Raw genomic sequence first — 19,835 nt, 5'->3', positions numbered from 1 at the left:
CCCGAACGATATCGCGGGCACGGCGATCGGTCCACGATTTTCGAGGACTTCCGAGCCGGGAGGAGCCAGGATGACGCGCCAGCCGACGGTGGCAGGGGTACCCGTGTCCGCCGACCACTGGATCGGGGGCCGCCGGGTCGCCTCCACCGACCGGTTCACCGACGTCTCCCCCATCGACGAGGCGCCGCTCACCGAGATCGCGCGCGGCACCGCCGCCGACGTCGACGCCGCAGTGACGGCGGCACAGACCGCGTTCGCGGGGTGGTCCCGCACCAGCCGCGAGGAACGCGCGAGCCTGCTGCACGCGCTCGCCGACGGCGTCGAAAAGCGCCTTGAGGACCTGGCGATCGTCGAGACCACCGACAACGGCGCCTTGTTGCGCTCGCACCGGCGCGGCGTGATGCCGCGGGTCGCGCACAACTTCCGGTTCTTCGCGAACTGGCTCGTCGACGAGCTTGACCATCCGGACTTCGAGACACGCGGGCATCGCAACCACGTCTCGTGGGACCCGGCCGGGGTGTGCGCGCTCGTCACACCCTGGAACGCGCCGCTCATGCTGGCCACCTGGAAGATCGCGCCCGCGCTGGCCGCCGGGAACACCGTCGTGCTCAAACCCGCCGAGTGGACCCCGCTCACCGCGTCGCTCTTCGCCGACATCGCCGCCGAAGCCGGTCTGCCCGACGGCGTGTTCAACGTCGTCCAGGGCCACGGCGCCGAAGCGGGAGCGGCGCTCGTCGCGCATCCTGGCGTCCGGCGGATCAGCTTCACCGGCTCGGTGCCGACCGCGCGCACGATCGCGACGGCCGCAGCGGCCAACCTGGTCCCGACCTCGTTCGAACTCGGTGGGAAATCGCCGCTGCTGGTCTTCGCCGACGCCGATCTCGACCTCGCCGTGGATCTCGCCGTCGAGCAGTACGACAACGCGGGGCAGGTGTGCCTCGCCGCCGTCCGGCTACTCGTCAATGAGTCCATTGTGGATGAATTCCGCACCCGTTTTCTCGAACGCGCCGGGAAACTCCGGCAGGGCGACCCCCGGGACGAGACCACCGATCTCGGCCCGCAGGTACACCGCCGCCAGCTCGAGAAGATCGACGGGTTCGTCCGCCGCGCGGTCGAGGCCGGGGCCGAGCCGCTGCTCGGCGGCGGCCCCAACACCGATCTCGGCGGTCTCTACTACCGGCCGACCCTGCTCATCGGCGCCGCTGAGGGCAGCGAAATCCTGACCGAGGAGGTCTTCGGCCCGGTCCTCACGCTCCAGACGTTCCGGGACGAGGACGACGCCGTCCGGCTCGCCAACTCCACCCGCTTCGGTCTCGCCGCGACGCTCGTGACCGGCGACGAGGCCCGAGCGAAACGGGTTTCGTCGCGACTCGTCGCCGGGACGGTGTGGGTGAACTGCTTCTTCGTGCGTGATCTTCGTGCCCCGTTCGGCGGCTCCCGCGAATCCGGGATCGGCCGCGAAGGCGGCGCGTGGAGCTTCGATTTCTACTGCGACGTGAAGAACAGCGTCTTCGCGCCGCGAGAGGGGAACTGACCATGGGAGAGATCGTCGGCGCCGGCCTGCTCTCGCACGTCCCGACCATCATGCTGCCGGAGAAGACCCGCCGGGAACTCAACAATGGCGAGGAAACCAGCCTCGTCCCCGGTCTGCGCCGGCTCCGCCGCGAGGTGTTCGACACGCTCGACTACGACACCGTCGTCGTCCTCGATTCGCATTGGGCCACCACGGTGGAGTACGTCGTCACCGCGCAGCACCGCCGCGCCGGGCTGTTCACCTCCGAGGAACTGCCGCGCGGAATGTGCCGTATTCCCTACGATTTCCCCGGAGACCCGGAACTCGCGCGCGCGGTCGCCGCCCACGCCGCGGAGCAGGGCACCTGGATCACCCCGATCGACGATCCGTACCTGCCGATCTACTACGCCACCGTGAACCTGTGGTCCTATCTCGGCGTGCCGGAGAAGCCGTGGATCTCCATCGGCGTCTGCCAGACCGCCGACGCCGAGGACAACCTGCGGCTCGGCCGGGCACTCGCCGCGGGCATCGCCGACACCGATCGGAAGGTCCTGCTGATCGCCTCCGGCGCGCTGTCGCACACGTTCTGGCCGCTACGAGAACTGCGTGCGCACGAGGCGTCCGGCGTCGAACACATCTACACTCGCGAAGCCGCCGAAGCGGACCTCCAGCGCATCGAATGGTTCACCGCCGGGGAACACGCGAAGGTGCTCGACACGATGGACGACTTCGCGCGGTTCAAGCCGGAAGCCGGGTTCGGGCACTATCTGATGATGGCGGGCGCGCTCGGCGAACAGGCGTGCGTCGCGCCGGGGCGGTTGTACTCGGAGTACGAGAACTCCGTCGGCACCGGTCAGGTGCATCTCTGGTTCGACAGGCCCGCCGCCGGATGGACCCAGGAGACCCCACGATGACCGAGTACCGCAGGATCCTGCTCGACGGCGCCGCGGTCGAGGTCGTCCGCGACGGCGACCGGCTCGTCGCCCCGGACGGCCGCGAGGCCGGCGTCGACGAGGCCGTGCACCTGCCGCCGGTGGTGCCGTCCAAGATCATCGCCGTCCACCTCAACTACCACAGCAGGGTGACCGAGTTCCAGGGCAAGCTACCGGCGGCGCCGACGTACTTCCACAAGCCGACCTCGGCACTCAACGCGCACGGCGGCGCCGTCGTCCGCCCGGAACGCTGTGCGTGGCTGAACTACGAGGGCGAGATCGCGATCGTCATCGGCCGCACGTGCCGCAACGTCTCCCCCGCCGAGGCGGGCGAGTACATCCGCGGCTACACCGTCGCCAACGACTACGGACTGCACGACTTCCGCGACACCGACGCCGGATCCATGTTGCGTGTCAAGGGATCCGACACGCTCTGCCCGCTCGGGCCCGGCCTGGTCACCGGCTGGGACTTCCGCGGCAAGCGGATCCGCACCCTCGTCAACGGCGTCGTCGCGCAGGACGGCACCACCGGCGACATGGAATGGGACATGCACTACCTCGTCGCCGACATCGCCCGCACGATCACCCTGTACCCGGGCGACGTCCTGCTCTCCGGGACCCCGGCGAACTCCCGCCCGGTGCGGCCGGGCGACGTCGTCGAGGTCGAGGTCGAGGGCCTCGGCACCCTGCGCAATCACATCGTGTCCGGCCCGGTCCCGATCCGGTCCGACGTCGGCGCTCAGCCGACCGAGTCCGAAGAGGTCCGCTCCACCGCGCTCGGCGGGGACTGGGAATTCCGCGGCGTCCGGGCTCCCCGCCGTCCTTGATTCTGCTTGTGGAACGGTGAGTCCACGGTGACAACTCACCCTTCGCGAGATGTATAGGTCGTTATACATACTCAGGGGGCGTACGCACTGCCGTGAAGGCCCATCAATCCACAAAGGACGGAGGCATCCCTGGGTTCCGGCAGCCCGGCAGCTACTCCCCCGCCGCCGCGCCGCGGCCGATGACGGCGTAGACGTCCGGCCGCGCCGCCCGTAGCCGCGCGCCCCAGGCGACACCGGCGAGACCGGCCACGAGGATCAGTCCCGGCAGGATCCACCGCAGCGGCGATCCCGGGCTGGTGCCGAGCATGACGTCGAAGTTCACCAGCACGAGCACGAACAGGCCGCCGAGCGCGAGCCCGGCGAGCCCCGGCGCGAGCAGCCGCTGGAGTGGCGAGTGCCCGCGCGCGTCCCGCCGGAAGTAACCGACGACGGCGAACGAGGTGAGCGCCATCAGCAGGATGACCCCGGCGGCACCGGCGTTGGTGAGCCAGGTGAACAGGTCCAGCACCGGATCGCGGCCGGTCACGGCGAAGACCGTGAGGACCACGACCGCGACCACCGTCTGGGTCAGCGAACCCGCGCGCGGAGCGCCGGCCCGGGATGTCGCGGACAGCCCGCGCGGCAACACCCCTTCCCGTCCGAGCGCGAACAGGTAGCGCGCCACCGCGTTGTGGAAACTCAGCAGTGACGCGAAAAGGCTCGTCACGAACAACACAGTCGCGACGTCGGTGAAGATCCGGCCCAGCCGGGCCTCGCCGAGCGCGAACACCAGGTTCGGGCCCTGCTGCCGGGCCTGGGCCACGACCTCGCCGCCACCCGCCGCCGCGGCGATCGCCCACGCGCTCACCGCGTAGAACACGCCGATGATGCCGACCGCGACATACGTCGCCCGCGCCACTGTCCGCTTCGGATCCCGGCATTCCTCTCCGTAGATCGCAGCGGATTCGAAGCCCACGAAGCCCGCGACCCCGAAGCACAGCACCGCGCCCACCCCGGCGACGAACAGGTGCGATGGCGCGAACCCCGCCCACGGCACCCCACCCGGCCCCGGGTCCGCGAGACCCGCGACGTCGAACACCGCGACCGCCACCGTCTCCAGGATCAGAAGTACGGCGAGCACCCGCGCGTTCAGGTCGACACGGAGCACGCCGAGCACCCCGACCACGATCACCGCGGCCAGCACCCCGGCCCACCACGGGACGTCGAACCCGAAGTACGTCCGGCAGAGCTGGGCGCTCGCCGCGCCGAACATGCCGTAGACGCCGATCTGCATGGCGTTGTAGGCCACCAGTGCGACGAACGACGCCCCGACGCCGGCCTGCCTGCCGAGTCCGTGCGCGATGTAGGCGTAGAACGCGCCGCTGTTGGCGATGTGCCTGCTCATCGCCGCGTAGCCGACGGTGAAGACGATCAGCAAAGCGGCCAGTACGAGGTACGACAACGGGATGCCTTCGATCCCGGTGACCGCGTAACTGGTACTGATCCCGCCCGCCGCCACGGTGAGCGGCGCCGAGGCGGCGACGATGAAGAAGACGATGTCCGGCACTCCGAGCGACCGGGGGCGCGGGGCGGGGGTTTCCGGGGAGCGGGCGTCGGGCACGGGCGACCTCCGGGAACGGGACGGCCGTTCGTTCGGCCCCATACAGTCCGCAGGATCGTATGGGCCCAAACGTTATTGCACAAGGCACGATCCCGAAACGTCGCCGCGCCTGCCCGGACCCGGCCTGACGAGCAGGTACGCTGTCGCCCAACTGGACCGATCGGGACACAGGTGACGCATGACCGGGTACTACACGCTCCGCGAGACCGAGAAGGCCGTGACGGCGCGGCTGGGTGGTCTGGAACTCGACTTCGGCGCGATGGCGGCCGTGTCGAACCTGCACCGCGCCGCCTCCGCGGTGCGCAACCACTTCGAGCAGTCCGTGCTGCGTGACGTCGATCTGACCTGGACCGGCTTCGTCGTCCTGTGGGTCGTGTGGATCTGGGAGGAGATGGAGACCAAGCACGTCGCCGAGGAGTGCGGGATTTCCAAGGGCACGCTCACCGGGGTCGCCAAGACACTCGAATCACGGGGCCTGCTCGTGCGCACCGTCCCGCCGGACGACCGCAGGCTTTCGGTGCTCTCGCTCACCGCGCGCGGCCGCGAGCTGATGACCGAGTTGTTCCCCCGCTTCAACGCCGAGGAGAAGTTCGCCCTCACCGGCCTGAGTGACCGGCGGATCCAGGACCTGACGCGCACTCTTCGGCATATGGTCAAACACATCGAAGAGACCGGCGAGGAACGCGAAACAGAAGTACGAGCGTCCATCTCGGACAGCAAGCTGCCCGGGCTCGCCGCGGACGGACGGCAGCCGAAGCCCGCGGGCGCGCGCCGCGCCGACCCGCGCCGTCGCGCCCGCAAGCCCGCCTGAACCGGCGGGCGGTCTCCGCCTGTCCCGCGTGGACAGTGGATTCAGGACACCGGGCGCAGCGGGTCGTGCCCGAGTGACATGAGCCGGTGCCGCCAGTGCGTCTCCCCCGCGGTGGGCTCCAGGTCGGCGCGGCGTTCGGCACGCACCCGGCCGACGACCGCGCGCATCACCCGCTCGTCGTCGGCGGTCACGTCCCCCTTGCGTTTGCGGAGCACCTCCAGCACGTGCCGTCCGGTCGGTGTCCCGGCCCGGTCCGGCAGCTCCTCGGTCCCCTCGCCCGCCGACCGGGTGCGCAGCCATTCGCTCAGCTCGTGCGAGGTCATGTTCACCACTTCGTGGAACTCGGCCCACAGCTGTTCGTCCACCTGATGCGCCGCGGCCATCGTCGGCCTCCTCTCCGTCGTAGCGCGGGGTCAGTGCCGGTTACCCGGACACTGCGGCTCCGACACCTCGCGCCGGGTTTGGCCGCTCCCCCGGCGCGGTATCCGAAGCGTGCCCACCAAGCCGGACGAGGAGGAAGTCATGGTCCATCCCGTGCCGCCCCGGCCCGATCCGATGCGGCCGCCGCCGGAGCCACCGCCGACACCGCCCGCTCCAGGGCCGCCGCGCCCGCCGATCCCCGAGCCGGGACCGCTCCCGCCGCAACCGGACCCGCCGCGCGCTCACCGCCGGTCACGGGCCGCGTCGAGCACCGCCACCACTTCCTCGTCGGTGGTCTGACCGAAATCTTCCTCGTCGGTGGTCTGACCGAAATCGTCATACCACTGGCCGACGGCGCGGAACGCCTCCGGCGCGGCCACGCAGACGACATCGTCCGCCACCCGCTGCAGTGCCGCGACCGCGTCGGGGGCACACACCGGCGCGGCGAACACCAGCCTGCGCGGCCGGTCGGCACGGACGGCCCGCAAGGCGGCTCGCGCGGTGGCGCCGGTGGCGAGGCCGTCGTCCACGACGATCACGTCCCTGCCGCGTCGCGGCTCTCGTTCGCCCTGGTAACGCGCGATCCGGCGCCGTGCCTCCGCGCGCTCGGCCGCGCAGGTCTCCGCGAGGTCTTCGGCGGTCAGGCCCAGCGCGGCGAGGATCCGCTCGTCGTAGGTCGGTGGTCCGTCCGCGGTGACCGCGCCGAGCCCGAACTCGGGACGCCCCGGTGCGCCGATCTTGCGCGCCACGGCCACGTCCAGCGGGGCGCCGAGCAGGGCCGCCACCTCGTCGGCGACCGGGACCCCGCCCCGTGCCAGGCCCAGCACCACCGGATCGGACCACGGCCGTTCCCGCAGTAGCTCGGCGAGCCGCCGTCCCCCGTCCCGGCGATCGGCGAACATCCGGGTGGCCCTGTCGTGGAGGAAACGCATCGGATCCGTCCTTCCCCGGACCGTGAGCGGAAACCGTCTCCTTTTCGGTTACCCGGCCGCACCGCCCGTCATTCGCGGTCAGCCGAGGTGGCCGGTGAACCAGGACGCGGCCGCTTCGGCGACGCGCTCGAGCGTGCCGGGCTCCTCGAACAGGTGCGTCGCACCCGGGACGACCAGGAGTTCCATGGGCCCCGCCAGGTGTTTCGCGGCTTCCTCGTTGAGGCGCAGCACCGTCCGGTCGCGAGCGCCGACGATCAGCAGCACCGGGCTGGTGACCTCGGCCAGCGCGGGACCGGCGAGATCCGGACGGCCACCGCGCGAAACGACCGCGCGCACCACCTCCGGCCGTTCGGCCGCGGCCCGCAATGCCGCGGCGGCTCCCGTGCTCGCGCCGAACAACCCCAGCGGCAGGCCATGGACCGGGTCGTGCCGCGCGAGTTCGTCGATCGCGCGCACCAGCCGGTCGGCCAGGAGGCCGACATCGAAGCGGAGCTGCCCGCCCGCCGCGTCCGCGGCTTCCTCGTCACGGCTCAGCAGGTCGAACAACAGGGTCGCGAACTTGTTGTCCTGCAAGGTTTTCGCCACCGCCTGGTTACGCGGGCTGTGCCGGGAACTGCCCGACCCGTGTGCGAAGACGACGACGCCGGTCGCGTCCGCCGGCACGGTGAGATCGCCCTGCACCGACGTGGCCCCGGTGTCGATCGCGAAGGGTACGGTCATGCCTTCCCCCTCCGTTCAGAGTCCGCTCGGGTAGGTCTGTTCCTCGGCGCCGCCCGGCTCCCCCGGGTGCAGGGGTGTGATGGCCGTGGTGACGTCGCAGTGCATGAAAGCGTCGTACCGAGCCGAAAGCGCCGTCGGCACGTAGCCGTCGGCCCGGTAGACGACGCCGATCGCACGATGCCCGCGGACGTCTTCGGCCCATCGGGAGTCGTCGTCGAACACGAAAAGGCTGTCGTGGCCAGGAATCGCGTCGTGTACCAGGCCTTCGGTGCTGTCCTGACGCGCCTCGGGGACCGGCAGCCGCCGCACCGGGCCGCCCCAGTGGTCCGACGCGATGACGCTGCCGCGATACGTCCCGAACCCGACCGTGACCACCCCGTCGGCGTGGTGCCGTTCCCGCACGAGCTGCCCGAGGTTCACCATGCCCGCCGCCGCCATGTCGGTGGCCCTGGCGTCCCCGACGTGCGTGTTGTGCGCCCACACCACGGCTTTCGCCCCGGGCCCGTACGCCTCGGCGAGCCGGGTGAGGGTGTCGGTCATGTGGTGGTCCCGCACGTTCCACGAACGCGGTCCGCCCTGGGTCAGCTCGCGGTAGTACCGCTCGGCGCCGACGACGATCTCGGCGTTCTGCCGCGCCACGAAGGCGCGGTCCAGTCCCGGCGCGCCACCCCGGCAGGCGTCCGCCCGCAGCTCGGCCAGCAGGCGGACGACCTCACGGCGGCAGTTCTCCGGCACCAGCTCCGTCGCCCACGCGTAAGCCCGCGAGTCTTCGCCATACGGCTCGAAGCAGCGGAACGCCTCCCGCGCGGGGCCGATCCGGTCTGGAGCGTGCTCCGTGAGGTAAGCGAAAACGGCGCGCAGCGAGTCCCACAGGCTGTACACGTCGAGCCCATGGAAGCCAACCGGCCGATGTCCCCCGTCGCGGTTGAACTCCCGCAGCCAGCGAGCGAACTCGGCGACCTCCTCGTTCGCCCACAGCCACGCGGGCCACCGGCGGAATCCCCACAACACCTGCCAGGGATCTTTCGGCACGCCGGGCGCACCCGCCACGCAGCAGTGCAACCGGTGGCAGTCCGGCCAGTCCCCCTCGACCGCGACGAACGAGAACCCGCGTTCGGCGATCAGCCGCTGCGTCAGTTCCGCGCGCCAGCGGTAGAACTCGGCCGTACCGTGCGTAGCCTCGCCGATCAGGACGTACCGGGCCGCGCCGATCCGGTCGAGCAAGGGATCGAGATCCCGGGGGCTGCGCACCACGTGGGCGTCCTCGCGGATCAGGGTGACTTCGTCGACCGCGCTTCTCGGCATGCCGCCCGGATTCCCGCCGGGCCGGGCACTAAACGAACTCCCACCTGCGGAGACATACCGAGCGGATATGTCACACTACGCTCCGCCCCTGTGACCTGCGACAACGCACCTCCGACGGGTTTGCACGGCCGCGTTACAGGAGTCATGATGTCGAACATGAGTTCGACCGACGACGGTGTGCGACCCGCCGGGGCGCGGCGCGTGGAGCCACCCCGATGGGTGACCGTGGACCTGCCGCGCCTGTTCCCGCTCCCGGACCGCCACCGGCGGACGAACACCCCGACGGGGCTGCAGACCGGGCACGAGGTCACGGGTGAGCTGGTCGGCTGGGCTCGCAACGCCGACGGCGCCTGGCTCGCCCTCGTGCGCTACCAGCTGCACACGGCCGACGAGAAGTGGCAGACGACGTTCACCCACTACCTGCCGGCGCACCTGGTCCAGCCCGTCTCCCTGGTGCGCCGGCGCCGCGAAAGCTGGCGTGGATAACGAGAAAGCGCTTCACCGGTCGCCGCCGAGCAACCTCCCGGCACCGGGAACGCGCTGGTCGAGCCCCAGTTCGCCGAGGAGGGCGAACGTCGTCGCGGTGGCAGCGGAGAGCACCGGCAGACCCGAAGCGTCCTCGACCGCCTGAATCGCCGACAGCGACGGCATCTGCACGCACGCCGAGAGCACGATCGCGTCCGCATGGGACAGGTCGAGCTTGCGCCAGTGCTCCCGCAGATCGGCCGGATCGAGCCGGGCGACCGCGAGGTTGTCCGGGACCTCGAGGCTCAGCGTGTCGACGACCTCGAACCCACCGTCCACTATGTACTCCGCGACCAGCTTCGTCAGGGGTTTCAGGTACGGCGTGACGATCGCGACGCGGCGGGCGCCGAGCGCGGACAACCCGGTCAGCAGCGCGCCCGCGCTGGAGATCACCGGTGCCTCGGAACCGTTGTCCCGCAACGCGTCGCGGATCTCGGTCTCGGCGGTGCAGTGGTAGCCGGGCCCCTGTGCCATGATCGCCACGAGACAGGCCGACGTGACGACGTCCGGCCGCGCGTCGGCGAGTTCGGCGGCGGCGCGCGGCGTCTGCGCGTTCATCGCCGCGAGCTGTTCCGGCGTCACGTGTTTCATCCGCATCCGGCTGCTGTGGAACACGAACCGGTCCTCCGGGAGGAGTTCCTCGCGGGCGCGCAGCATCCGGGGCAGCTCGGTCTCCATGGTGAGGTTCGAGCTGGGCACGATCATGCCGATGTGGTGCTCGGTCATCGGCGCGCCGCCGGGCGCATCTCGCGGACGGTCAGGTCGCCGTCGAGCACGATCGCCTCGTCGTCGAGGAACAGGCTGCAGCCACGCATCGGGATGTCGAAGTGACACGGCGTGTCGTTCGGACCGCCGAGCTCGTTGTTCGGGCCGATCGAGAACATCACGTTGCCGTAGAAGGACCGCAGCTCCATGCCCATCCCGCCGGGGAACTGCGTGAGCCCGTGCCAGTGCGCGCGATCGTCGAGCCCCCAGCCGACATGGGACATGCCGTAGCCGCGCGGGTCGTCGAAGGACTTGATGTAGGACGAGAGCAACTCGGCGTCCAGCCCGCCGCGGATGTCGGTGACGAAGCCCTTTTCGATGGTGAGCGTGACCGGGCTCTGAACGTAGGTGTTGAACGGCAGCAAGACGTCGCCGGGGGAAAGCACGATCGTGCCGTCGACGCCGTCGTCGGTGCCGCCGGTGAACACGAACGCGGCGGGCCAGTGGTCCCAGCGGCCGGGCGTGTCGGTGTAACCGTACTCGCTCAGCGTCGGGTAGCGGCCGAGCTGATAGGTGACGTCCGTGCCGTGGGGGCTGGTGATCCGCATCGAGGACGCCTTGGCCAGCAGTTCGGCGCCGACCTCGACGCGCTCACGCAGTTCCTTGGTGGGCAGCAGGCGGGCCAGCAGCTCCGGCGGTTCGACGACGGTGAGGATGCGCGTCCCGGCGTCCTGGATGGCGAACTGTTCCTTGCTGAACAACAGGAAGGTCAGGTCGATCAGCATGTCGGTCTGCTTGAGCGCCTCGACCGCGACCGGGTTGGTGCCCAGCCCCGAGTCGCCGACCGCCCAGGCACCGCCCGCCGCGGCACGCGCCGGCGGGACCCGGAGGTGGAAGGTGTTCGCGCCGAGTTCCTGCGCCGCGAAGAGCGCCGCGTCCGCGTAGCCGGCCCGTTCCCCGCCCCGCGACAGCACCGACACGGTCTCGCCCTCACGTACGCCGCTCAGGGTCAGCTGGCGCACGAAGATGTCGTTCAACTGGTTGTGGTCCATCGATCCTCCGCACGAATTAGTCCGGGCACTGACTATCTCTCCCGGCGGTGCGAAGGTCAAGGGGTTCACGATCCGTGCTTAGCTGAAGACATGGCAGAACCCCTCGAAGCACCCAGCACCCCGGCCGCGCTCCTCGCCGCGCCCGGTTACGCGGCGCGGCGGCTCTACCAGGCCTATCTCGCCGCCTGGGTGCACACAGTGGACTCGACGCTGACCGGCCCGCAGTTCGCCGTGCTCACCGCCGTCGACTGTTTTCCCGGCGTGGACCAGGGTTCCCTCGCCTCGTCGGTCGCGCTGGACCGGTCCACCATGGCCGACGTGGCCAAGCGCCTCGAGGAACGCGGCCTTCTGCTGCGCGAGCCCGACGCCGCCGACGGGCGCCGCAAACTGCTGCGGCTCTCCGAAGCGGGCAAGGAGAAACTCGCCGAGGTCAACGCGCGCGCCCGCCGTCTCGACGAGCAACTGCTCGACGGCTACTCCCCGCTGCGGCGCCGGGTCCTGCTCGACGAACTCACCGCGCTGGCCGAACACTGGGAACACCTCGCCGCCGACTAACCCCGCTCCATGCTCCGTGAAGGCCTCCTTCACAGCGCTCAAGGCAGGCAAGGAGTCCTTCACGGCGCCGAGCGCCGGTAAGGGGGCCTTCACGGCGTTGAGCCCCGAAGTTTGTTTCCCCTCTTGCTTTTCCAGATCGTCCGTGTTCGGATTATCTCGTCCGAGACGCCGGACACATCGGAAACAGGAGGAGCCGTGACCGCGAGCCAGTCCTACCGTGTCGTGATCGCCGGCGGCGGCCTCGGTGGCCTGACCGCCGCACTTTCCTTGCGCCACAAGGGACTTCAGGTCACCGTGTTGGAGCAGGCGCCGCAGCTGGGCGAGGTCGGCGCCGGTATCCAGACCGCACCGAACGCGAGCCGGATCCTCATCGGACTCGGCCTGCTCCCCCGGCTGCGCGCCATCCGCACCGAACCGCAGGACCAGGTGCGCCGCCGCTGGCAGGACGGCAGCGTCATCGCCATGACACCGCTGGGCGAGCGCTGCAAACGCGAGTACAACGCACCGTACTGGCACTACCACCGCGCGGATCTGCATCAGGCGCTGCTCGACGCGTGCCTCGATCCGGCGGGGCCGGGGCCGGTGGTGCGCATCCACACCGACGCCAAGGTCGTCGACGTCGACCAGGCCGACGAGACCCGGCCGACCGCCGTCACCGCATCGGGTGACCGCTACGCCGCCGACGTGCTCATCGGCGCGGACGGCATCCGCTCCTCGGTGCGCGACGCGCTCGGTTTCCCCGACACGCTGGAGTTCTCCGGCGAAATGGCCTACCGGGCGCTGATCCCCGGCGACAAGATCGCCGCCGATCCCGCGACCCGCTGGCTCGTCGACCGGTTCCAGAGCACCATCTGGTACGGCCCGGACCGGCACCTCGTGCATTACCTCATCCGCGGCGGGCAGTACCTCAACGTCGTCGCGATCGTGCCGTGTTCCCCCGAGATCGAGCGGACCTGGTCGGGCCCGGCCTCGGCCGACGAACTCGTGAACGCCTTCCCCGGCTGGGACGATCGCGTCGCGGCGATGCTGTCCAAGTCCGAAGGGGACGCCAGCGTGTGGGCGATGTTCCAGCGCCGCCGCGATCCCGTGTGGACGGACGGGCACGTCGCCCTGCTCGGCGACGCGTGCCACGCGATGCTGCCCTACCAGGCGCAGGGCGCTTCGCAGGCGATGGAGGACGCGGCCGTGCTCGCCGAGGAACTCGGTGCGGTGCCGGTCGACGGCGTGCGCGGCGCGCTGACGCGCTATGTCGCGCGGCGGGCCAAGCACGCCGGGATGGTGCAGGAGGCTTCCTTGCGCAACAAGGATTTCTATCACCTCCCGGACGGCCCGGAGCAGGCCGACCGCGACCGCAAACTGCGCGATTTCAGCGGCGAGTCCGATGTTTCGTACGACTGGCTCTGGCGCGGGACGCCCTTGGCGGACAAGGATCTGGAGGCGTTCGACTACCAGTTCATCCGGTGACACGCCGGGTAAGGGGCGGAAGCAAACGGCAGCAAAGCACGGGGGCACCACCACAGCAGCAGCACAACACGGAGGCGACATGACCACCGGTGACGAGATAGTCCAGGAACTCCCCTGGCGCTGGCGGGTGCAGGGCAGGATCTTCCTCATCGGCGGGCTCGGGTACCTGTTCGACGCCTGGGACGTCGCGCTCAACGGGTTCCTCACCCCGCTGCTGGGCACCGAGTTCGGGCTGTCGCCCGGCGCGCGCGGCCTGGTCGCGAGCGCGAACCTGATCGGGATGGCCGTCGGTTCGGTCGCCTGGGGCACGATCGCCGACCGGATGGGCCGGAAACGGGCCTTCGCGATCACGCTGCTGATCTTCTCGGTCTTCTCCGTGCTCGGCGCGGCGGCCCCGAGTTTCTGGATCTTCCTCGTGCTGCGCTTCGCGGCGGGGTTCGGCCTCGGCGGCTGCATTCCGGTCGACTACGCGCTCGTCAGCGAGTTCTCGCCACGGAAACAGCGCGGCCGGGTATTGGCCGCGATGGATCTCTGGTGGCCGATCGGCGCGACGCTGTGCGGCCTGAGCGCGACGCTGCTGGTGCCCTTGTCCGGCAACTGGCGCTGGATGCTGCTGGTGATGATCCTGCCCGCGCTGCTGTTGTTCTGGGTCCGCCGTGGTGTCCCCGAATCACCGCTCTACCTGGTCCGCATGGGACGGGAGCGGGAAGCGCGCGAGGTCATCGACAAGCTCGTCGCCGACACCGGCGCGCCCGTGCGACCGTACGAGATCCCCGCGCCGCCCGAGCAGCCCCGGGCCGGGGCGTTGCGCAGCGCCGTCACGCAGTTGCGCACCGTGTGGTCGTTCGACTGGCGTATCACGTCGGTGGCGTGGGCGACCTTCATCACGATCATGCTGCTCTACTACGCCGCGCTGAGCTGGATGCCCACGATCCTGCGCACCCAGGGGCATGGTGACGCCGCCGCGTTCGCCGGGACCACGGTGATGAGCGGGCTGGGCATCGTCGGCGTCATCGTCTCGGCCGCGCTGGTGGACGTCGTCGGCCGCAAATGGGTCATCGGGATCTCGGCCCCGCTGGCCTCGGCGGCGCTCGTCGGGTTCGCGCTGGTGCTCAAGGTCGGCGGCGGCACACTGGTGTGGCTGGGCGTGTTCGGTTTCCTCGTGCAGGTGGCGATCCCGGTGCTCTACGCCTATGTCGCCGAGTTGTACCCGACGACGCTGCGGGCGAGCGGGTTCGGCTGGGCGTCCGCGTCGAGCCGGGTGGTCACCGGGTTCGCGCCGCTGTTGTTCGGCAGCGTGCTGTGGCCGACGCTCGGGCTGCCGCTGACGTTCACCGTGCTCGGCGTCGTCGTCCTGGCGGCCGTGCTGTGGATGGCCGCGGCGGCGCCGGAGACCAAGGGCAGGCAGCTCGACCACCTGTCCTCGGACGCCCCGAGTTCCGCGCCAGCCGCCGTCGTCGAATAGGAGGAGCATGAAGCCCGCTTCGTTCAGTTACCACCGCGCCCGGGACGTTCCGGGCGCGACGCGATCCCTCGCCGAACTCGGGGACGAGGCCAAGGTCATCGCCGGCGGCCAGAGCCTGGTGCCGATGATGAACTTCCGCCTCGCCCGGCCCCGGCATCTGGTCGACGTCGGCGGCCTGCGCGAGCTGCGGTACCTGCGCACCGCCGACGACGGGCTGCACATCGGCGCGCTGACCACGCACCACGACGTCGAGACCGCGCCGGAATCGGTGACCGGCCCGGGGTTCGCGGTGCTGCGGGAGGGGATGCGCTGGCTAGGTCATCTGCCGATCCGCACCCGCGGCACGATCGGCGGGAGTCTCGCGCACGGTGACGCGACCGCGGAGTGGGGCCTGCTGACGGTACTGCTCGATGCCCGCGTCGTCGCGGAGAACAGCGCCGGACGGCGGCGGGTGATCCCAGCGGGCGAACTGTTCCTCGGGTTCTTCACCACCACGCTGGACCACGACGAACTCATCGTCGAGGTGATCTTCCCGCATCGCGCCCCACACGCGGCAATCACCGAATTCGCCCGGCGCCACGGGGATTTCGCGACGGTCGCGGCCGCGGTGTCGCTGGAGATGTCCGACGGTGAAGTCCACAGTGGACGTATCGTGCTGGGCGGCGTCGCCGAGGTGCCCCGCCGCAGCGCGGCAGCTGAGGCAGCGCTGGCCGAGGGCGGTCCCGCCGGGCCGGAGCTGTTCGAACGGTGTGCCGAGGCCGCGGCGGAGGCGATCGATCCGCCTTCGGACGCCAATGGCAGCGCGGACTACCGCCGTGCACTCACCCGTGAACTGGTGACCGCCGCCTGTGCGAAGGCGGCGTCCCGATGACCGCGGAGCCGACGTTCACCGCGGCCGGGAAATGGGTCGGCGCCTCGGTGCGCCGCAAGGAGGATCCGCGGCTGCTGTCCGGCCGGGGCCGGTTCGTCGACGATCTGCACCTGCCGCGGATGCTGCACGCGCAGTTCGTCCGCAGCACGATCGCGTCCGGCTCGATCGTGTCGGTGGATCTCGACGCCGTGCGCGACGTCCCCGGCGTCGTGGCCGCGTTCACCGCCGCCGACCTCGGCCTCGGCGACATCACCGCGGTGCTGGACCGGCCGCGCGAGGAGTTCGTGCCGACCGCGATGCCGGTGCTCGCGCGTGACCGGGTGCGGTACGTCGGCGAGCCGATCGCCGTCATCGTGGCCGAAGATCCTTACGCCGTCGAGGACGGGCTGGAGGCGGCCAAGGTCGTCTACGATCCCGGCACGCCGGTGGTGTCGGACGAGCAAGCGCTTTCTCCCGGTGCTCCCCTTGTGCACGACGAAGCCACCGCGAACACGCTCGTGGACGTCTCGATGTTCGCCACCGAAGGCATCGACGACGTCTTCGCCACGGCACACCAGGTCGTCCGGGTGCAGGCCAAAACCGGACGCCAGAACGCGCTTCCGCTGGAAACCCGCGGCGCAGTCGCGGCGTGGGACGACCGGGCCGGGCAGCTCGTGGTGCACACCTGTACGCAGGTCCCGCACCAGGTCCGCACGGTGCTGGCGTCCTGCCTCGGGCGCGACGAACGGACCGTGCGGGTGATGGTGCCCGACATGGGTGGCGGGTTCGGCCAGAAATGCGTGGTGGGCCGCGAGGAGATCGCCGCCGCGGCGGCCGCGTTGCGGCTCGGCCGCACGGTGAAGTGGATCGAGGATCGCAAGGACGCGCTCACCGCGTCGTTCCTGGCCCGTGAGCAGCGCTACGACGCGCGGGCGGCGTTCGACGCCGAAGGCCGCATCCTCGGCCTCGACGTCGAGATCGTGTGCGACATGGGCGCGTACTCGTGCTATCCGTTCACCGCGGGCATCGAACCGTTGATGGCTTCGGCCGAGATGCCCGGCGTCTACCAGGTCCCGGCCTATCGGGTCCGCGCGAGGGCGGTGACGACGAACAAGGCGCCGACAGCACCGTATCGCGGCGTCAGCAGGCCGCAGTACGTGATGGTGATGGAGCGGCTCTTCGAACGCGCCGCCCGGGAACTCGGCCTCGACCCGGTGGAGATCCGGCGCCGCAACGTGATCACGCGATTCCCGTACACCGGCGTCAATCTGATCACCTATGACCCCGGGTCCTATGTGGAATCTTTGAACCTCTGCGAGAAGATCCTGCGCGACGAGGGCTGGTACGACCACCGCTCGTCCTCGGATCGTGTGCTCGGCATCGGCTACGCGTGTTTCAGCGAGCGCACCGGCTACGGCTCCGACGCGTTCGCCAAACGCAAGATGACCGTGGTGCCCGGCTACGACATCGCCGAGATCCGGATGGACACCACCGGTTCGGTCGTGGTGACCAGCGGGACGATGAGCCACGGGCAGAGCCACGAGACGACGATGGCGCAGATCGTCGCCGACGAACTCGGCCTCGAATTCGACCGCGTGCAGATCGTACAGGGCGACACCGACCGGATCACCTACGGCTGGGGCACCTTCGCCAGCCGGTCGATCACCATCGGCGGCAGCGCGGTCGCGCTCGCGGCCACGAAGCTCGGCGACAAACTGCTGCTGCTCGGCGCGCATCTGCTCCAGGCACAGCCCGAAGACGTCGGGCTGGACCACGGTTTCGTGCGGCTGCGGTCGGATCCGTCGCGGCGACTGTCCTTTGCGGACATCGCCGACGTCGCGTACCTCAAGGCACATCTGCTACCGAAGGAGGCCGACCCCGGGCTGTCCGCGACGGCCTCGTTCGACGTCGCCGGGGACGGGACGTTCTCCAACGCGACGCACGGCGTGGTCGTCGAGCTGCGTCCGGGTACCGGGCGGGTCGAGATCCTGCGGTACGTGTGTGTCGAGGACTGTGGCGTCGCGATCAATCCGCAGATCGTGGACGGCCAGGCACGCGGCGGGATCGCGCAGGGCATCGCCGGGGCGTTGTTCGAGGAGGTCACCTACGACGCCAACGGCGAGCCGTCGTGCGCGAGCTTCATCGACTACCAGGTGCCCACGGCCGCGGAGATGCCGGACATCAGCGTGCATCATCTGGAAACGCCGTGCGCGTTCACCCGCAACGGTGCCAAGGGCGCGGGCGAGGGCGGCACGATCGGCGCGCCGGCGGCCGTGCTCAACGCCGTCAACGACGCCCTGCGCGGCACGGGCGTCGAACTCGACAACACCCCGATCACCCCGGAAACCGTGCACCGGGCTTTGCGAGGAAACCGATGAGTGAGCGCTACCTGATCACGTTGACGGTGAACGACGCCGAACACGAGCTGCTCGTGGACGCGCGGCGCACGCTCGTCGACGTCCTGCGGCACGACCTAGAGCTGACCGGCACGCACGTCGGCTGCGAGCACGGCGTGTGCGGTGCCTGCACGGTGCTGCTCGACGGAGCGCCGGTGCGGGCCTGTCTCGTCTTCGCGGTGCAGGCCGAGGGTCGCGCCGTGCGGACGGTCGAATCCCTCGCGGTGGACGGGGAACTGAACGATCTGCAGCGGTCGTTCGCCGAGCACCACGGCCTGCAGTGCGGATTCTGCACGCCCGGTTTCCTCATGCTCGCCGAGGGACTGCTCGCCGAAAAGCCGGAGGCAGGCAAGGCGGAGATCCGCGAGACCGTGGCGTCGAACCTCTGCCGCTGCACCGGATACCAGACGATCGTGGAAGCGATCGACGACTGCGCGGCCCGCCGCCGGGCCCGGCTCGCGCCGGAAGGGAGCACCCGATGATCCTGGACCACGAAGTCGCCGTCGCGGCCCCGCCGGAGGCGGTGTTCGCCGCGCTCACCGACGTCGGGCGCATCGTCCCGTGCCTGCCGGGCGCGGCGATCGAGGGCAGCGACGGCGACACGCACCGCGGCCGTGTGCAGGTCAAGGTCGGCCCGATTTCCGCCGCCTACCAGGGCACCGTGCGGTTTCTCGAGGTCGACGAGCGGCGCCGGTACCTGCGGCTGCAGGCCGCGGGCAACGACGTCCACGGCAGCGGGGACGCCGAAGCACAGGTCGAGGTCACGGTGGCCGAGTCGCCGGACGGCGCGGTGCTGCGGCTGACCACGGATCTGCTGATCCGCGGCAAGATCGCGCAGTTCGGCAAGGGCGCGATCGGCGCGGTGGCGGGGAAGCTGCTCGGCCAGTTCGCGGGCAACCTGGCGGGCCTGCTCGATCCCGCGCGCCCCGCCGCTCCCCCGTCCGCCACCGCCTCGCCGTCGGCGGCGGCCGTCCAGTCCGAATTGGACGGTCTGGCCCTGGTGCTCGGACCTGCCGCCAAGTACGCGCCGGTGATCGGCGCTTTCGCCGTCGGCCTCTTCCAGGGCTGGCTGCTCGGAAAGCTGCGCGCGCAGTCGAAGGAGCTGAAGCGCCGTGGGTGACTATGGACAGTCCACACTGGACACCTACGAACGCGCGGGTTTCGGCACCGAGGTGCGGCGGGGCAGCCGTCCCGCGCTCGTCGTCGTGGATCTGACCCGGGGATTCACCGAACCGGAGTTCCCGACCGGGGCGGACCTCACCGACGTCGTCGCGTCGACCGGCGCGCTGATCGAGGCCGCGCGTTCGCGGGACGTCCCGGTAGTCTTCACCGCGATCAGCTACACCCCGGCCGAGGCCGACGGTGACGCGGTGACATGGCTGCACAAGGCGCCCGGGATGCGCTCGCTGCGCGAAGGCAGCGAGGCGGTCGCGCTCGACCCTCGGCTCCCTCGCGTTCCCGAGGATCACCTGATCCTCAAGAAAGGCGCGTCGGCGTTCTTCGGCACCGGGCTCGCCGCGTTGCTGACCGGTCTCGGCCGCGACACCGTCCTGGTGTGCGGCGCGACGACCAGCGGGTGCGTGCGCGCGACCGCCGTCGACGCCGTGCAGTCCGGTTTCGGCGTGCTCGTCCCCCGCGCGTGCGTCGGCGACCGCGCCTCGGGCCCGCACGACGCCGCGTTGTTCGACATCCAGGCCAAATACGGCGACGTCATCGACCAGTCCGACGCGCTCGCCTATCTCACCACTCTCCCCTGACCAGGA

Annotated in this window: 20 protein-coding genes; 13 read left to right on the top strand and 7 right to left on the bottom strand. The window is 70.4% G+C overall.

Translation table 11 applies throughout. The annotated features are described in order from the left end of the window. Nucleotides 1-70 precede the first annotated feature (70 nt). The 3 genes from ACFW0G_RS13210 to ACFW0G_RS13200 are packed head-to-tail and all read left to right on the top strand — an operon-like array spanning nucleotide 71 to nucleotide 3,272. Nucleotides 71-1,534, top strand: a complete 1,464-nt coding sequence (locus tag ACFW0G_RS13210; protein WP_378325322.1) for an aldehyde dehydrogenase — start codon at nucleotides 71-73, stop codon at nucleotides 1,532-1,534. Between the two features lie 2 nt (nucleotides 1,535-1,536). Further along, nucleotides 1,537-2,427 carry a catechol 1,2-dioxygenase gene (locus ACFW0G_RS13205; protein WP_378325321.1) on the top strand — a complete coding sequence of 297 codons (891 nt, stop codon included), beginning with the start codon at nucleotides 1,537-1,539 and terminating at the stop codon, nucleotides 2,425-2,427. Then, complete coding sequence (locus ACFW0G_RS13200; RefSeq protein ID WP_378325320.1) at nucleotides 2,424-3,272, top strand: fumarylacetoacetate hydrolase family protein; 849 nt, start codon at nucleotides 2,424-2,426, stop codon at nucleotides 3,270-3,272. Before ACFW0G_RS13205 ends, ACFW0G_RS13200 begins: the two co-directional genes overlap by 4 nt. Nucleotides 3,273-3,423: 151 nt before the next feature. Here ACFW0G_RS13200 and ACFW0G_RS13195 read toward each other — a convergent pair whose 3' ends face one another. After that, on the bottom strand, nucleotides 3,424-4,872 hold the full coding sequence (locus tag ACFW0G_RS13195) for an APC family permease (protein ID WP_378325319.1): 1,449 nt from the start codon (nucleotides 4,870-4,872) through the stop codon (nucleotides 3,424-3,426). Between the two features lie 178 nt (nucleotides 4,873-5,050). Here ACFW0G_RS13195 and ACFW0G_RS13190 point away from each other — a divergent pair, with 178 nt between their 5' ends. Continuing rightward, nucleotides 5,051-5,683 (top strand): MarR family winged helix-turn-helix transcriptional regulator, encoded by a 633-nt coding sequence (locus ACFW0G_RS13190; protein ID WP_378325318.1) that lies wholly within the window; start codon nucleotides 5,051-5,053, stop codon nucleotides 5,681-5,683. 41 nt (nucleotides 5,684-5,724) lie between these two features. On the opposite strand, the gene ACFW0G_RS13185 is transcribed toward ACFW0G_RS13190, so the two are convergent. The 4 genes from ACFW0G_RS13185 to ACFW0G_RS13170 all read right to left on the bottom strand — a co-directional run bounded on the left by ACFW0G_RS13185 (nucleotide 5,725) and on the right by ACFW0G_RS13170 (nucleotide 9,060). Continuing rightward, nucleotides 5,725-6,066 carry a DUF3140 domain-containing protein gene (locus ACFW0G_RS13185; RefSeq protein ID WP_378325317.1) on the bottom strand — a complete coding sequence of 114 codons (342 nt, stop codon included), beginning with the start codon at nucleotides 6,064-6,066 and terminating at the stop codon, nucleotides 5,725-5,727. 279 nt (nucleotides 6,067-6,345) lie between these two features. Continuing rightward, nucleotides 6,346-7,035 carry a phosphoribosyltransferase gene (locus ACFW0G_RS13180; protein WP_378325316.1) on the bottom strand — a complete coding sequence of 230 codons (690 nt, stop codon included), beginning with the start codon at nucleotides 7,033-7,035 and terminating at the stop codon, nucleotides 6,346-6,348. Between the two features lie 78 nt (nucleotides 7,036-7,113). Next, entirely contained in the window at nucleotides 7,114-7,755 is a 642-nt protein-coding gene (locus ACFW0G_RS13175; protein WP_378325314.1) for a dienelactone hydrolase family protein, read from the bottom strand. A 15-nt stretch (nucleotides 7,756-7,770) separates the two neighbouring features. Beyond that, a complete protein-coding gene (locus tag ACFW0G_RS13170) occupies nucleotides 7,771-9,060 on the bottom strand; it encodes an erythromycin esterase family protein (protein ID WP_378325313.1) in 1,290 nt (429 codons plus the stop codon). Between the two features lie 156 nt (nucleotides 9,061-9,216). Here ACFW0G_RS13170 and ACFW0G_RS13165 point away from each other — a divergent pair, with 156 nt between their 5' ends. Next, nucleotides 9,217-9,546, top strand: a complete 330-nt coding sequence (locus ACFW0G_RS13165; protein ID WP_378325312.1) for a hypothetical protein — start codon at nucleotides 9,217-9,219, stop codon at nucleotides 9,544-9,546. 12 nt (nucleotides 9,547-9,558) lie between these two features. Here the strand turns inward: ACFW0G_RS13165 and ACFW0G_RS13160 are convergent, their stop codons facing one another. Together ACFW0G_RS13160 and ACFW0G_RS13155 are read right to left on the bottom strand one after the other, a co-directional pair. Beyond that, nucleotides 9,559-10,311: an Asp/Glu racemase gene (locus ACFW0G_RS13160; RefSeq protein WP_378325311.1), complete on the bottom strand. Its 753-nt coding sequence runs from the start codon at nucleotides 10,309-10,311 to the stop codon at nucleotides 9,559-9,561. Continuing rightward, the gene (locus ACFW0G_RS13155) at nucleotides 10,308-11,342 is read right to left on the bottom strand and encodes a leucyl aminopeptidase (RefSeq protein ID WP_378325310.1); all 1,035 of its coding nucleotides are present in this window, start codon (nucleotides 11,340-11,342) and stop codon (nucleotides 10,308-10,310) included. Before ACFW0G_RS13155 ends, ACFW0G_RS13160 begins: the two co-directional genes overlap by 4 nt. Before the next feature lie 90 nt (nucleotides 11,343-11,432). Between ACFW0G_RS13155 and ACFW0G_RS13150 the strand changes: the two genes are divergently transcribed. The 8 genes from ACFW0G_RS13150 (at nucleotide 11,433) to ACFW0G_RS13115 (ending at nucleotide 19,829) form a co-directional block, all read left to right on the top strand. Continuing rightward, the gene (locus ACFW0G_RS13150; RefSeq protein ID WP_378325309.1) at nucleotides 11,433-11,897 is read left to right on the top strand and encodes a MarR family winged helix-turn-helix transcriptional regulator; all 465 of its coding nucleotides are present in this window, start codon (nucleotides 11,433-11,435) and stop codon (nucleotides 11,895-11,897) included. 195 nt (nucleotides 11,898-12,092) lie between these two features. Next, a complete protein-coding gene (locus ACFW0G_RS13145; protein ID WP_378325308.1) occupies nucleotides 12,093-13,361 on the top strand; it encodes an FAD-dependent monooxygenase in 1,269 nt (422 codons plus the stop codon). A 79-nt stretch (nucleotides 13,362-13,440) separates the two neighbouring features. Beyond that, nucleotides 13,441-14,826 (top strand): MFS transporter, encoded by a 1,386-nt coding sequence (locus ACFW0G_RS13140; RefSeq protein ID WP_378325306.1) that lies wholly within the window; start codon nucleotides 13,441-13,443, stop codon nucleotides 14,824-14,826. 7 nt (nucleotides 14,827-14,833) lie between these two features. Then, a complete protein-coding gene (locus ACFW0G_RS13135) occupies nucleotides 14,834-15,697 on the top strand; it encodes an FAD binding domain-containing protein (RefSeq protein ID WP_378325305.1) in 864 nt (287 codons plus the stop codon). Continuing rightward, entirely contained in the window at nucleotides 15,694-18,054 is a 2,361-nt protein-coding gene (locus ACFW0G_RS13130; RefSeq protein WP_378325304.1) for a xanthine dehydrogenase family protein molybdopterin-binding subunit, read from the top strand. Before ACFW0G_RS13135 ends, ACFW0G_RS13130 begins: the two co-directional genes overlap by 4 nt. Further along, entirely contained in the window at nucleotides 18,051-18,554 is a 504-nt protein-coding gene (locus ACFW0G_RS13125; RefSeq protein WP_378325303.1) for a (2Fe-2S)-binding protein, read from the top strand. Before ACFW0G_RS13130 ends, ACFW0G_RS13125 begins: the two co-directional genes overlap by 4 nt. After that, nucleotides 18,551-19,192 carry an SRPBCC family protein gene (locus ACFW0G_RS13120; protein ID WP_378325302.1) on the top strand — a complete coding sequence of 214 codons (642 nt, stop codon included), beginning with the start codon at nucleotides 18,551-18,553 and terminating at the stop codon, nucleotides 19,190-19,192. The genes ACFW0G_RS13125 and ACFW0G_RS13120 overlap by 4 nt, the downstream gene beginning before the upstream one ends. Then, nucleotides 19,185-19,829 carry an isochorismatase family protein gene (locus ACFW0G_RS13115; protein WP_378325301.1) on the top strand — a complete coding sequence of 215 codons (645 nt, stop codon included), beginning with the start codon at nucleotides 19,185-19,187 and terminating at the stop codon, nucleotides 19,827-19,829. The genes ACFW0G_RS13120 and ACFW0G_RS13115 overlap by 8 nt, the downstream gene beginning before the upstream one ends. The last annotated feature ends 6 nt before the right edge of the window (nucleotides 19,830-19,835 follow it).

Source organism: Amycolatopsis sp. NPDC058986 (assembly GCF_042741125.1).
GTDB lineage: Bacteria > Actinomycetota > Actinomycetes > Mycobacteriales > Pseudonocardiaceae > Amycolatopsis.
Note: the sequence above shows the minus strand (reverse complement) of the source record. Positions and strands in the feature narration are given on the sequence as shown.

What these genes read in the sequence shown, in the direction of transcription:
- ACFW0G_RS13135 (WP_378325305.1), top strand. Translation starts at nt 14,834, where the DNA reads ATGAAGCCCGCTTCGTTCAGTTACCACCGCGCCCGGGACGTTCCGGGC.
- ACFW0G_RS13175 (WP_378325314.1), bottom strand. Translation starts at nt 7,755, where the DNA reads ATGACCGTACCCTTCGCGATCGACACCGGGGCCACGTCGGTGCAGGGC.
- ACFW0G_RS13150 (WP_378325309.1), top strand. Translation starts at nt 11,433, where the DNA reads ATGGCAGAACCCCTCGAAGCACCCAGCACCCCGGCCGCGCTCCTCGCC.
- ACFW0G_RS13125 (WP_378325303.1), top strand. Translation starts at nt 18,051, where the DNA reads ATGAGTGAGCGCTACCTGATCACGTTGACGGTGAACGACGCCGAACAC.
- ACFW0G_RS13130 (WP_378325304.1), top strand. Translation starts at nt 15,694, where the DNA reads ATGACCGCGGAGCCGACGTTCACCGCGGCCGGGAAATGGGTCGGCGCC.
- ACFW0G_RS13210 (WP_378325322.1), top strand. Translation starts at nt 71, where the DNA reads ATGACGCGCCAGCCGACGGTGGCAGGGGTACCCGTGTCCGCCGACCAC.
- ACFW0G_RS13190 (WP_378325318.1), top strand. Translation starts at nt 5,051, where the DNA reads ATGACCGGGTACTACACGCTCCGCGAGACCGAGAAGGCCGTGACGGCG.
- ACFW0G_RS13200 (WP_378325320.1), top strand. Translation starts at nt 2,424, where the DNA reads ATGACCGAGTACCGCAGGATCCTGCTCGACGGCGCCGCGGTCGAGGTC.
- ACFW0G_RS13205 (WP_378325321.1), top strand. Translation starts at nt 1,537, where the DNA reads ATGGGAGAGATCGTCGGCGCCGGCCTGCTCTCGCACGTCCCGACCATC.
- ACFW0G_RS13180 (WP_378325316.1), bottom strand. Translation starts at nt 7,035, where the DNA reads ATGCGTTTCCTCCACGACAGGGCCACCCGGATGTTCGCCGATCGCCGG.
- ACFW0G_RS13165 (WP_378325312.1), top strand. Translation starts at nt 9,217, where the DNA reads ATGAGTTCGACCGACGACGGTGTGCGACCCGCCGGGGCGCGGCGCGTG.
- ACFW0G_RS13170 (WP_378325313.1), bottom strand. Translation starts at nt 9,060, where the DNA reads ATGCCGAGAAGCGCGGTCGACGAAGTCACCCTGATCCGCGAGGACGCC.
- ACFW0G_RS13155 (WP_378325310.1), bottom strand. Translation starts at nt 11,342, where the DNA reads ATGGACCACAACCAGTTGAACGACATCTTCGTGCGCCAGCTGACCCTG.
- ACFW0G_RS13185 (WP_378325317.1), bottom strand. Translation starts at nt 6,066, where the DNA reads ATGGCCGCGGCGCATCAGGTGGACGAACAGCTGTGGGCCGAGTTCCAC.
- ACFW0G_RS13160 (WP_378325311.1), bottom strand. Translation starts at nt 10,311, where the DNA reads ATGACCGAGCACCACATCGGCATGATCGTGCCCAGCTCGAACCTCACC.
- ACFW0G_RS13120 (WP_378325302.1), top strand. Translation starts at nt 18,551, where the DNA reads ATGATCCTGGACCACGAAGTCGCCGTCGCGGCCCCGCCGGAGGCGGTG.
- ACFW0G_RS13140 (WP_378325306.1), top strand. Translation starts at nt 13,441, where the DNA reads ATGACCACCGGTGACGAGATAGTCCAGGAACTCCCCTGGCGCTGGCGG.